This window comes from uncultured Nisaea sp. (genome assembly GCF_963974195.1).
Taxonomy (GTDB): Bacteria; Pseudomonadota; Alphaproteobacteria; order Thalassobaculales; family Thalassobaculaceae; genus Nisaea.
In genome coordinates this window covers 1-12,023 of the sequence record NZ_CAXBDC010000018.1, presented here as the reverse complement: position 1 = coordinate 12,023, position 12,023 = coordinate 1, and the positions used below count along the sequence as shown (strand labels likewise).

10 protein-coding genes are annotated in these 12,023 nt (G+C 63.1%); 5 read left to right on the top strand and 5 right to left on the bottom strand.

The window, feature by feature from the left end; all coding sequences use genetic code 11:
* Positions 1-36: 36 nt before the first annotated feature.
* From AAC126_RS06130 to AAC126_RS06110, 5 genes are all read left to right on the top strand, one after another.
* Positions 37-1,014: a FecR domain-containing protein gene (locus AAC126_RS06130; RefSeq protein ID WP_339851100.1), complete on the top strand. Its 978-nt coding sequence runs from the start codon at positions 37-39 to the stop codon at positions 1,012-1,014.
* Positions 1,015-1,170: 156 nt separating this feature from the next.
* The gene (locus AAC126_RS06125; protein WP_339851098.1) at positions 1,171-3,651 is read left to right on the top strand and encodes a TonB-dependent receptor; all 2,481 of its coding nucleotides are present in this window, start codon (positions 1,171-1,173) and stop codon (positions 3,649-3,651) included.
* Entirely contained in the window at positions 3,651-4,811 is a 1,161-nt protein-coding gene (locus AAC126_RS06120) for an ABC transporter substrate-binding protein (protein WP_339851096.1), read from the top strand. Before AAC126_RS06125 ends, AAC126_RS06120 begins: the two co-directional genes overlap by 1 nt.
* The gene (locus AAC126_RS06115) at positions 4,808-5,857 is read left to right on the top strand and encodes an iron ABC transporter permease (protein WP_339851094.1); all 1,050 of its coding nucleotides are present in this window, start codon (positions 4,808-4,810) and stop codon (positions 5,855-5,857) included. Before AAC126_RS06120 ends, AAC126_RS06115 begins: the two co-directional genes overlap by 4 nt.
* Entirely contained in the window at positions 5,851-6,612 is a 762-nt protein-coding gene (locus AAC126_RS06110) for an ABC transporter ATP-binding protein (protein ID WP_339851092.1), read from the top strand. The genes AAC126_RS06115 and AAC126_RS06110 overlap by 7 nt, the downstream gene beginning before the upstream one ends.
* 15 nt (positions 6,613-6,627) lie before the next feature.
* Here the strand turns inward: AAC126_RS06110 and AAC126_RS06105 are convergent, their stop codons facing one another.
* The 5 genes from AAC126_RS06105 to AAC126_RS06085 form a co-directional block, all read right to left on the bottom strand.
* Positions 6,628-7,854 (bottom strand): SPFH domain-containing protein, encoded by a 1,227-nt coding sequence (locus AAC126_RS06105; RefSeq protein ID WP_339851089.1) that lies wholly within the window; start codon positions 7,852-7,854, stop codon positions 6,628-6,630.
* Positions 7,847-9,565: a cyclic peptide export ABC transporter gene (locus tag AAC126_RS06100; protein ID WP_339851087.1), complete on the bottom strand. Its 1,719-nt coding sequence runs from the start codon at positions 9,563-9,565 to the stop codon at positions 7,847-7,849. The genes AAC126_RS06105 and AAC126_RS06100 overlap by 8 nt, the downstream gene beginning before the upstream one ends.
* 24 nt (positions 9,566-9,589) lie before the next feature.
* Positions 9,590-9,784: a hypothetical protein gene (locus AAC126_RS06095; protein ID WP_339851084.1), complete on the bottom strand. Its 195-nt coding sequence runs from the start codon at positions 9,782-9,784 to the stop codon at positions 9,590-9,592.
* A 97-nt stretch (positions 9,785-9,881) separates the two neighbouring features.
* Positions 9,882-10,376 carry a YcjF family protein gene (locus tag AAC126_RS06090; RefSeq protein ID WP_339851082.1) on the bottom strand — a complete coding sequence of 165 codons (495 nt, stop codon included), beginning with the start codon at positions 10,374-10,376 and terminating at the stop codon, positions 9,882-9,884.
* A 145-nt stretch (positions 10,377-10,521) separates the two neighbouring features.
* Positions 10,522-12,023, bottom strand: a 1,502-nt coding sequence (locus tag AAC126_RS06085; protein ID WP_339851079.1) for an autotransporter domain-containing protein, incomplete at its 5' end; no start/stop codon positions are given.

Here is a 12,023-nt window from a genome sequence, read left to right as displayed (position 1 = left end):
CAAACTCCGAACCCGCAGTCGCAAGGCGAATGTCACGTGAACCCCGAGCAGGAAACCATGCAAGAGACGCCGGTTGATGCTGCCCGCGACTGGGTCATCCAGTTGGCGTCGGGGGATGTCGGCGAAGCGGATATGCAGGCGTTCAAAGCCTGGCTGGCCGAGACGCCGGAACATCAGGCGGCCTTCGAGCAAGAGCGTCAATTCTGGCAGCAGATGGAAAGCCTGCGGGGCGCGGCTGATGCCATGGCACGCCGGGAATTCGTGCCGTCGCGCGGATACGGGCGCAAGACATGGCGGACAGCACTGGTTGGCGGTCTGGCGGCCGCGTGTCTCATGCTCGGCGTTTTCTTCGGCGAGGATGTCCGGATTTCAATGCTGTCCGATTACAGCACGGTGCAGGGCGAGCAGCGTACCGTCGCACTGCCGGACGGCTCGACCGTCTATCTCAATACCGATACGGCTATTGCGGTGACTTATGGCGATGACGAGCGCCGGGTCGAGCTGCTGCGCGGCGAAGCCCTGTTCCAGGTTGCCTCCAATCCGGACCGGCCTTTCCGGGTGATCGCCGAAGGCGGCATGACCGAAGCGGTCGGCACGGCTTTTGTCATTCGCGAAGATCCTGCGGATACCGTCGTGACGGTGACGGAGGGCGTCGTGGAAGTACGCTCGCCTCTTGGCGCGGCTGGTTCGGAGGCCTCTGTCCGGGCAAAGCGCGGGCAGCAGACCCGGTACCGGACGGGTGCGGCGCCGGGCAAGCCGGTATCCGTGGATGTCGCCGCCGCTACCCTGTGGCGCGACGGCGTGATCCGGATGGACGATCTACCGCTGGACGAGGCGATCGCCGAGCTGGACCGTTACCGGCCCGGGCGCATCCTGCTTCTGGGAAATGCCCCTTACCGCGCTGTCGGCGGCGCGTTTGATATCTCGGACATTGACGGGGCGGTCGCAGGCCTTGCCGCGACCCATGATCTGACAGTCACGCATATCTCGCCTTTCCTCGTGATTTTGCGCTGATGACGGCCCCGGTCGAAAAAAATGTCCGGCCGGGGGTAAGCAACCGGTAGTCCCCGTTCGTCATAGGCCTGACAAAAGATGCGAATGACTGTCATTCGCATTGTTGGTGTTGAGTGCGCCGGCCATTTTCGTGGCGGCGAAGGGGAAAATCGGGGAATGACAATGAACCAGACGGATAGGCTGGGCCGCCGGGTATGGCTGCGCCGTATTTTGATGTCGACGACTGCCGCCGCGTTGATCGGTGCCGGCATGGCGGCGCCAGCGATGGCAGCGAGCCAGATCGAGCCGAAAGCAGTGGAACAGATCGCCCAGGCCGCGGCGACTGAAGCGGCATACGCCATTCCGGCGCAGGGCCTTTCCTCGGCCCTGCTGCAGTTCCGTGAACAGTCCGGCTTGCAGGTCGCTTACGAAAGCGCCGTGATTGCCGGGGCGGAAACGGCAGGCGTTTCGGGGAACATGACGGCGGGCGCCGCGCTTGACCGGTTGCTGCTCGGCACCGGCCTGACCTTCAGCTTCACGGCGGAGCGCACGGTCACCATCACGCGCCAGAAACAGGGCGATGCCGCGCAGACGCTGGAGCCGATTGTGGTCGACGGCCAGGGCGTTACGGAAGATACGGCGCAGATCGGTATCGTTCCGGCGGAATATGCGGGCGGACAGTTGGCGCGGGGCTCCGGCCTTGGCCTGCTTGGCAACCGCGACATGATGAACACGCCGCTCGCCACCAGCAGCTATACAGCAAAGACCATCGAGGACAGCCATGCGGTGACCGCCGCCGATGTGCTTGAAAAGGATCCGTCGGTCCGGCCCAGCGGCACCAAGGGCGGCATTCTCGATGCCTTCTTCATTCGCGGCTTTCCGATCGGCGAGGGCAATCTCGGTGAAGTGGCCTTCAACGGCATGTTCGGCGTCGCGCCGAATTACCGGGTGATGGCCGACTATGCCGAGCGTATCGAAGTGGTGAAGGGGCCGTCCGCCCTGTTGAACGGCATGTCCCCGAACAGCAGCGTCGGCGGCACCATCAACATCGTGCCGAAGCGCGCGACGGACGAGCCGGTGACTAATCTGACGCTCGATTATGCCCAGGACACCCAGTTTGGCGGCCATGTCGACCTTGGCCGGCGGAGCGAGGATGGCAAGTGGGGCATCCGGGTCAATACCAGCTATCGGGATGGCGACACGGCGCTCGACAAGCAGGAGCGCGAGGCCTTTGTCGGCGCGGCCGCGCTCGATTACCGGGGCGAGAGGTTCCGGGCGACGATTGATATCGTCAATCAGATTGAAAATCTCGATGCGGCCGTGCGTCCCTATCTCGTCGCGTCAGGCGTGCCGGTGCCGGACGCTCCGGGCGGCGCAACCAACGTTTCCCAGAACTGGGCCTGGTCGAAGATCGAGGATCAGTCGGTGCAGGGGCGCGTTGAATATGACGTGACGGACCAGGTCACCGTCTTCGCCGGTGCCGGTATGGCGAATACCGATGTCAGCCGCTATTCCGGCCAGGTGCCGTTCATCATCAACGCGGCGGGTGATACCCAGGCGACCCCGTCCTATTACAAGTTCGAGGTCGACCGGGTAACCTACGATGCGGGTGTGCGGGCCGACCTGCAGACCGGCATGATCGGGCACAATGTGTCTTTCCAGGTCAGCCGTTACGAGGACGAGCTGTCTCGTGGCGCCAGCTCTGCGTCCAGCACGCTGTTTTCCAACATCTACAACCCGGTGGACAGCGCGGAGCCTCCGGTGACGGAGCCGGGCAGCGTGCCGAAAGTATCCGACAGCGCCCTGACCGGTCTGGCCATCGCGGATACCCTGTCGGCCTATGACGACAGGGCACAACTCACTCTCGGTGCGCGTTTCCAGAAGATCGAGGCGAGTAATTTCAACGCGGCGGGGGCAACCACGTCCTCCTATGATGATGACGCGGTGACGCCGATGGTCGGCCTTCTGGTCAAGCCGTGGCAGCATGTCTCGCTCTATGCCAACTATATCGAGGGACTGAGCCGAGGCGACATCGCGCCGTCGACCGCCTCCAATTCCGGCGAGGCGCTGGCACCCTATATCGCCAAGCAGCATGAGGTCGGCGTGAAGTTCGATTTCGGCAACATCGCGGCTGCCGCTGCCCTGTTCCAGATCGAAAAGCCGTTCGGCCAGCTTGAGAACGGCACCTTCTCCGACGGTGGAGAGCAGCGGAACCGTGGTCTTGAGCTGTCCGCGTTCGGTGAAGTGACAGACGGCGTCCGGCTCTATGGTGGCGTGACCTTCTTCGATGCCGAGCTGACCAAGACGAACAGTGCCGCGACCAAGGGCAACCGGCCGATTGGCGTGCCGGAGATGCAGGCCAATATTTCCGGTGAATGGGACATGCCCTTTCTGGACGGCCTGACCCTCGGCGGCAGCGTGATCTATACCGGCGAGGAATATGTCGATACCGCCAACAGCCAGAGCATCGACGGCTGGACCCGGCTGGATCTGAACGGCCGCTATGCGGCGGAAGTCTACGGCACGCCGGTGATCTTCCGGGCCACGGTCGAGAACGTGTTCGACGAAGGCTACTGGTCCGGTGTGGCCGGCAGCTATGGCGGCCTCGGCCTTGGTGCCCCGCGTACCGTGTCGCTGTCGATGACCGCGAAGTTCTGATGCCTCTCCCTGCCCGAGGATGCCGGGGCCTTCTGGTCCCGGCGCTTCTGGTTCTGGCCGCCCTGTTCCTGATGGATCGGGCGGCCAGTGCCGTTGAGGCCCCGCAAGAGAGCATCATTGTCACCGATATTGTCGGCCGCCAGGTTCAGGTTACGGTGCCGGTGCGGCGGGTGCTGCTCGGGGAAGGGCGGCAGCTCTATATCGCCGCCATGCTGGACCGGGAAGACCCGGTCGGGCGCATTATCGGCTGGCGGGACGATCTGAAAAAGGCGGACCCGGATACCTATGCGCAATATGCGCGGAAATATCCGGCTCTCGATGCGTTGCCGACCTTCGGCGGCGTGGCCCAGGGGGCGTTCGATGTGGAGCAGGCGGTGGCTCTTGCCCCGGACGTGCTGTTCCTGAATTACGAAGCCGAGACCGCGGCGGAGGAAGCCCGCTTCGACCGGAAGCTCGGCGCGCTCGGTATCCCCGTTATCTATGTCGATTTCCGGCACAAGCCGATGGAGAATACCGAAGCCAGCGTCCGCCTGTTCGGCAGGATCTTCGGCCGGGAGGAGAGGGCGGAGGAATTCCTCGCGTTCCGGCGGGAGCAGATCGCCCGGGTGACGGATGTGATCCGGGACCGGCAGCCCGCCCGGCCGAAAATCTTTATCGAGCGGATCGGCGGCTATACCGAGGATTGTTGCCTGACTTTCGGGCAGGGCAATTTCGGCACATTGGTGGAGATGGCGGGTGGTGTGAACATCGCCGCCGATCGTCTGCCCGGCACCTTCGGCCAGCTCAATCCCGAATATGTCCTGCTTGCCGATCCGGATCAGGTGGTTGTCACCAGTGCGCGCTGGGAGGCCTATGTGCCCGGCGGTAACTGGATCGGCGTCGGCCCCGGTGCGGATCTCGCGGAAGCCCGGCACAAGCTCGAAGGCTATCTCACCAAGCCTGCCTATGCCGGGATCAGGGCCGCCCGGACGCGCCGGTTTCACGCCATCTGGCACCAGTTCTACAACAGTCCTTTCCAGTTCGTGGCGCTGCAGCAGCTTGCCCGCTGGTTTCACCCGGATCTGTTCCCCGGTCTCGATCCGGATGCAACCTTCCGCCGCCTGCATGAGCGGTTCCTGCCGGTTCCCTACGAGCCGGGCTATTTCGTGAGCCTCAAATGACGGATCAGACAACGAGGCCGAGCGGCATCTATCGCAGCCGCGTCCGCCGCAAGAACCTGTTGCTTGCCCTGTTGCTGCTGGCCCTTGTTGCCAGCGTGTTAAGCGATGTGGCGATTGGCCCGGTCAGCCTTGGCATCGGGGATGTGCTGCGCGGCCTGTTCGATCCGTCGGGGACGGAGCTGCGCACGCGGGTGGTGCTGTGGGAAATCCGGTTGCCGGGGGCGCTGATGGCGGTGGTGGCTGGCGGGGCGCTGGCCCTGGCCGGGGCGATCATGCAGACGATCCTGAACAATCCGCTGGCCAGTCCCTTCACCCTTGGAATCTCGGCAGCCGCCGGTTTCGGCGCGTCGCTGGCGCTGGCATTCGGTGTCGCCGTGCTGCCCTTCGCCGCCTATATCGTGCCGGCAAACGCCTTCTTCATGGCCATGCTGACAGCCTTCCTGATCCATCTGCTTTGCCTGAAGCGGCAGGCGACGGCGGAGACCATCGTGCTGTTCGGCATCGCGCTGGTCTTCACCTTCAACGCCGCACTGGCGCTGGTTCAGTATTTCGCCTCGGAGCGGGCGGTGTCGGCCATCGTGTTCTGGACCCTGGGCAGCCTGACCAAGGCAAGCTGGGAGTCGCTGGGTATTACCGCGGCAGTTCTGGCATTGGCGGCACCGCTTCTGGCGCGGCGCGTCTGGGCGCTGACGGCGCTGCGGCTCGGGGATGAGAAGGCGGTCAGTTTCGGCATCAAGGTGCCGCGCCTGCGGCTGCAAGCCCTGATGCTGGTCAGCCTGCTTGCCGCCTTTCCGGTCGCCTTCGTCGGCACCATCGGGTTCATCGGCATTGTCGGCCCGCATATTGCCCGGATGCTGATCGGTGAGGACCAGCGCTATTTCCTGCCCGCCGCCACGCTTTGCGGCGCTCTGATCCTGTCGATCAGCTCCATCGTCAGCAAGTCCCTGATCCCCGGCACGATCTTCCCCATCGGCGTCGTGACCGCGCTGATCGGCGTGCCGTTCTTCATCACTCTCGTTCTCTCCAGCCGGAAGCCGACATGGTAACGCTTCGTCTCGATGCCCTTGGCGCCTGCTACGGCAGGAACCCGGTTCTGAGCGATATAACCACCGCCGCGTTCAAGGGTGGTGAGGTGGTGGCGCTGATCGGCCCGAATGCTGCCGGAAAGTCGAGCCTGTTCAAGCGTATGGCCGGGATCATCGACGGGCCGGGCCGGGCGGTGATCGAGGGGGCACGCGGAAACGGCATCGTCTACATGCCGCAGGACAGCGCGACCAATGCGGTGCTCACTGTCTATGAATCCGTGCTGCTGGCGCGCAAACAGGATGCGTCCTGGTCCGTCGGCCAGGCGGATCTGGCCATTGCCGACGAGGTTCTGGGCAAGCTCGGCATTTCGGGGCTCTCGATGCGTAATCTGGGCGAGCTCAGTGGCGGCCAGAGGCAACTGGTCTCCATCGCCCAGGTGCTGGCACGAGAACCCGAGATCCTGATGATGGACGAGCCGACAAGCGCGCTTGATCTGAAGCGGCAGATGCAGGTGCTGGAATTTATCCGGGGACTGGCGACGGAACGGGGACTGCTGATCTTCCTCGCCATCCATGACCTGAACCAGGTCCTGCGGTTCGCGGACAAGGTCATGGTGCTGGCCGGTGGCGGGTTGCACGCGGCGGGCGCGACCCGTGAGGTGTTGACGGCGGACATGCTGCGCCGGGTGTATGGCGTCGATGCCCGGATCGAGGCCTGCTCGCGCGGGATTCCGCAGATCATCGTCGATGGGGCCGTGGACGAAACGCCTGCCTAGCGTGGCTTCGTCCTGCTAGTTCACCGTCTTTGGCGCGGCTGTATCCCTGCCGGCTGCGCCGGTGAATTTATCCAGCCATTCTCCCAGTGTCTGATCGGGGAGCTGACCGTCGCCGGGCAGGCCACCGGCTGGCGCTGTGCTGGCTCCGGATTGGACCGGAGCATTTGCCGGGGTCGGTTGTTGCGGTGCCGCCGGTGTGCCGGGGGGCGTCATGCTGTCTTTCTGTATCGCGGCGCCGGAGGCCGTCAGGGGCGCCGGTCCGGCAAGGGATGGTGAGCCCATCAGATCGCTGCGCGGGCCAAGCGGATTGCCCATCGGGTCCGCCGCGTTTTCATTGGTCGCGTCGCTTCCCTTCATGGCCGGATCGGTATTCAGGATGATCGGCAGACCGTCCGCGCCGCCGATCACGATGACCTTGGCATTGTTGGACTGAGCGAGTTGCAGTGTCGCCTCGATACCGCGCCAGCGCAGATAGCTCTCGGTGATGCCGGGGGCGACGATTTCCTGGAAACTGCGGATGCCTTCGGCCTCGATCCTCTTGCGCTGGCGTTCCTTCTCTTCCAGCCGCAGGCGGAAATCATAGGCCTCGCTCATATGGCGGACCCGTTCCTTCTGTTCGATCGCGTTGCGCACGAAGGTCGGCAGCTCGATTTCCTCGATCAGCACGTCCTCGAGATGGATGTAGGCATCGTCGAATGGGACGTTCGAGGAGATGTTCGCCAGCTTGCTCTGGAACTGGGTCTGCACGATGGTCTGCACCTGCTCGCGGCGTGTCGAGTACAGGTCGGATGCCTCATTCTCGGAAATATAGGTGAGGATCAGGGTCCGAAGCTGCGGCCGCATCAGCGTCTCGGAATAATTCGGCCCGATGCTCTTGTGCAGAAAACCCGCATATTCGCTGTTGATGACGTACCGGCTGGAGATATTGAGGGTGATTTCCAGACCGTCGACACTCAAGCCCTTCACGCTCTCGTCGATGCGCTGCAGGCGCGCGTCGTACATGTAGATCTTGTCCCAGGGGAGGATGAAGTGAATGCCCTCCTGGAGCTGGCCGTTCTTCTCGGTCACGGTGCCGCCGAAGAAACGGTACCACATCACGCCAACGGACCCCGGCGGCACGGTGTAGACGATCAGCGGCCACAACACGATGATCATGAGCAGCAGGATCGCGCCGGTGGCGAAAAACTCGACCCAGTGCTGGTTCGTCCAGCTCGACGCCTGTTTAAAGAAGCGACTAATCATGGAACAGCTCCGGGTCGTAGGCCGCCATCATGCCGTCTTCCATATGCATCTGCCTGTCGGCGGCATCGAAGAAGCGGTTGTCATGGGTGACGGCGATAATAGTGGCTCCGCGTGATCGCAGCATGCCCAAAATTTCGCGATAGAATTTGCGCCGGAACATCGGGTCCTGATCGGCGGCCCACTCGTCCAGCACCAGAACCGGCCGTTTCTCCAGGGCTGCCGCCAGCAGGGCAAGGCGCTTGCGCTGGCCGGTGGAGAGGTCGGTGGTGGAAAACCGGCGGCCGTTGAACTGCACCTTGTTGTTAATCTCCAGCGTGTCGATCCAGTCGGGGGCATCTTCCAGAGCCTCGTCCGAAACGCCATAAAGCTCTGAGAACAGGTGGAAATCCCCGAACACGGTGGAGAAGATCTCGCGATAATCCTGCAGGGCCGTCTTGGGCAGGGCCTTGCCATCCACCAGCAGCGTGCCTTCCTGCAGGGGGTAGAGCCCGGTCAGCACGCGCAACAGGGTGGACTTACCGGAACCGTTGCCGCCGGTGATGAACAGAACCTCGCCGCGGGTGACCGTCAGATCGATAGGGCCGACGGTGAAGGACTCACTGGAATCACCGTTCGGCGGGGTGTAGCGGAACACGGCCCTGCGCAGCTCGATGGTCGTGAAATTGGCGTAGCGCGTGCTGTCCGACACCGGGGCATCGGCGAGCGGATGGCCGTCTTCATCGACAGGGAGGTCAACTCCGGACAGCCGCTTCAGGTGGCGTTCCAGATCCATGATCGCCTCGGAAGCGGCCGAGGCGTTTTCGAAGATCGGGATCGAGCCGATCAGGCCGGAGATCGGTCCGATAATGAACAGAACGGCGGTGGTGGATTTCTGAACCTCGTCGGAATAGCCGGAGGTCAGGAGCGGGACCACGAAGACCATTGTGCCGAGCAGCAGGTAGAAGGCGGTCTGGGAAAACACGAAGTTTTTAGCCAGCATGATCTGGGTGACGCCGCGCATCTCCGAGGCGCGCTGGCTGATCTCCTCGATCCGGGAGACGATGGCCCGGGCCTTGCCCCGGCTCAGCTTTGCTTCCTTGAAGCCGTCCAGCAGGTCGTCGATCGTGGTGTAGACGTCGTTGTCCATCGCCAGCGTGCCGCGCAGATCGTTCCGCACCGAGTAGGATTTCCGCCAGTAGACGAACAGCGCAACGCTCATGAAAGCGACCAGCGCGATGAAGGACGTGACCGATATCCAGGCGATATAGAGCGCCGTGAACAGAATCAGGATCGACATCTGCACGGCGATGGTCACGGTCGAGGCGGATTGCGACAATGTCTGCATGTGACGAGCGATGCCGCTATAGATCACCGCCCGGCCAAGCTGTTCGACATCGAGCAGCTCGCAATGCTGCAGATGATTGACGATGCGCATGCGCACCCGGTGGATCATCGCCTCGACCTGTTCGGCGGCCTGGGTCAGGATCCAGCGCTGGGCAACGACATAGAGCAGCATCGCCGCGGCAAAGAATATGGCGTAGAGCGGCCGGGATTCCGACTGCTCCGCATGTTCGGCGGCGGTATTGATGATCGCCAGAATCATGGCGTTGGTCAGGCCGGCGACAGCGGCCACGGTCAACGCCTTGCGCGGCGATAGCGTGGCTTCGCGGCGCAGAAACTTGATCAGGCCGTTAGACGCAACCAGATCGGCAGCGGCGGAACCGGTCTTCATCGCGGAAATCCCTCCCGGGGCGGGTTAGCCTTCTGCAGAAGTGCCGGATGAAGTGGTCTTGGGAAACGGCCGCACCAGGGCCAGGACCAGCCCGACCAGAAGCGGCGTGAGGATCACGCAACACAGAAAAACACCGAATGCACCGATCCGGGTATGCCGTCCGGCAAAAGCCAGGATCAGAGAAAGCAGTATATAGAGGCCGAGCGGGACAAATTGCATGGGCGCGATCCGTTATGAGCGTCTCTGCGACATAACAACCGACCGGAGCATGTCTGGCCCGGTCGGTTGTCCGAAGTTTTTCAGCCGCGCTGGGTGATCAGGCGGCGGCCTTCTTCGTTTCGGACGGCTCGTCCGATGCCTTTGAAACGCCTTCCTCGAAATCGGACTTGAAATGATCGCGGATAGAGTCCGGATCGAGATTCATGACGTTGCCGCCGGCTTCGAAATGCCGGATGAAGACCTTGCCGATCGCATAGGTCGAGGCCGTGGTGAAGACGGGGGAGGTCAGCGCGCCAAGCACTGTTCCGACACCCGGAATGGCCTTGATCAGGCTGGAGGCGCCGCGTGCGACCCCGGCCGGCACCAGGCTGCCCAGGAGGCTGGCGATGATTGTTTTCACGACATTGCGCGAGAACGGCACTTCGTAGAGTTTCGCCAGATCGGCGACCATCTTGACCTGAACCAGGGTAACCGCTGCCAGATCGGCAAACGGAAGCGGGATGAAACTGGCACCGGCGGACCAGCCCATATAGGTGTTTACGATGCTCGTGGCTTCGACGCGCCGAGCAGCCAATACATCATCTTCTTCCATCAATTTTCTCCAGACTGGGTGAAGCACTGTTTCACAAAATGCTGCGTAGCCAAGCGGTCTCCCAAGGGTATTCCGCGCCAGGCCGCTCGAAGGTCTTTGTCAATCATTTCAAGCATATCTGAATCAACCTCCCGTGTACAACGGATCAGAAACTTTTAGCGATCCTCAGTTGCGGCAGGATGAAACTTTCCTCGCCTCCGGCGCCAATCGAGGCGGCAACCCGTAACTCCGCCCGAAGCCCGCCGGTCGCGAGATAGCGCAGGCCCCCCGTCAGGTTGAACAGATCCTGTGCCGCCGCGCGGGAATCGGCGCGAATGGTTTGGCCGGAGGACAGCCTTCCGTCGATTTCACGTTCCGCGTCGAGCAGGTCGCGCTCGTACCCGGCGCCGAGATAGGGCTGCAGGATGCCGCTCGTGGTGTCGACATCCGTCCAGACGGTGAAATCCACTCCGGCCTTCACCTCGGCGACATCGCTGTCATCAACCGTCAGGTTCAGGAAGCTCGCGCCGCTTTCCGTAAAGCCGTCGAGGGTGGTCCAGCCGGCACCGAGACGCCCGGTGGCGGCATAGCCGATGCGACGCTGGCCGATTTCGACATCATTGTCCCAGCGCGCTTCCAGCTCGGCATTGGCGCCCCAGCCGCTGGTGTCACTGCGGGCTGTCGGCATGACCGAGAAACCCGTGTCGCGCTTCACGTCATCGACCGTGTGATAGGACAGGCCTGCCTGCAGCCCGAGGCTGAATGCCCCGCTGCGCCAGCCACCGAAACCGCCGACCGTCACCGCGTTGTTTTCGAAGGAGCCGCCGCCATTAATGGACGAGTCCATGCTGGCGTAGCTCAGATGGGCACCGAAAACGACATCCCTGCCGGTTTCGGCAGGCCGGTAGGCAACGCCGGCAATCGCCATCTGGCTGTCATAGTCGTAGCCGGAAAAATCCCCGTCCTTGTCCCGGCTGCCGACACCGTTCTCGGCGATGACGAAAACCGTGCTGTTGCCGAATTCCTGGCTGCTGACCGGGGCCGTTCCCGCGCCCGCGAAGCCTGGCCCGCCGTGCAGATCGTGGATCTGCCCGCGCAGGGCGGACATCACCGCGCGCTGCTGTTCGAGGCCTGAATCGGCAAGGGTCGAAAGCCGGCCGCCATCGGCATCGACGGCTTGCAGCGTTGCCGTCACCAACTCGGCGATATAACCGTGGGCCGCTGTCGTCGGGTGCTGGCCGTCCCAATAGAGCGTGGCAGCCTCGCTCGCGGCGTCGGGGCATTGGCCGTTTGCGGCGTTGTTGGTGATGCAGGAGCCTGTGGTGTTGGTGAAACCATAGAGGCCCGGCCGCGCATCGATATCGTCATAGAGCGCATCGAGATCCACCAGGATGATCTCAAGGCCGGTATTCGCCCGGGCGTTGGCCAGCATGGTCGGCATGCCGGCATTATGCGCGGCCGACAGCTGTCCGGATTGCGCGAGCTGCTCCGCGTTGAAAGCCGATATCAGGGTGGGCACCCGGTCGAGATCGAACAGGTTGAGCACGATCGCCCGCCGGGCTCCGAGAGCCGAGGCTTTTTCCAGACCTGTCTGGACGTTGGCGAGGGTCTGGTCGACGATGCCTTGCTCGCTGACGCCCGGATTGGCGCCGAGAACATAGTTCGTAT

Bases quoted from the DNA above. Each gene is read 5' to 3' on its own strand.
- AAC126_RS06100 (WP_339851087.1), bottom strand. From the start codon at position 9,565: ATGAAGACCGGTTCCGCCGCTGCCGATCTGGTTGCGTCTAACGGCCTG.
- AAC126_RS06110 (WP_339851092.1), top strand. From the start codon at position 5,851: ATGGTAACGCTTCGTCTCGATGCCCTTGGCGCCTGCTACGGCAGGAAC.
- AAC126_RS06090 (WP_339851082.1), bottom strand. From the start codon at position 10,376: ATGGAAGAAGATGATGTATTGGCTGCTCGGCGCGTCGAAGCCACGAGC.
- AAC126_RS06115 (WP_339851094.1), top strand. From the start codon at position 4,808: ATGACGGATCAGACAACGAGGCCGAGCGGCATCTATCGCAGCCGCGTC.
- AAC126_RS06125 (WP_339851098.1), top strand. From the start codon at position 1,171: ATGACAATGAACCAGACGGATAGGCTGGGCCGCCGGGTATGGCTGCGC.
- AAC126_RS06120 (WP_339851096.1), top strand. From the start codon at position 3,651: ATGCCTCTCCCTGCCCGAGGATGCCGGGGCCTTCTGGTCCCGGCGCTT.
- AAC126_RS06105 (WP_339851089.1), bottom strand. From the start codon at position 7,854: ATGATTAGTCGCTTCTTTAAACAGGCGTCGAGCTGGACGAACCAGCAC.
- AAC126_RS06095 (WP_339851084.1), bottom strand. From the start codon at position 9,784: ATGCAATTTGTCCCGCTCGGCCTCTATATACTGCTTTCTCTGATCCTG.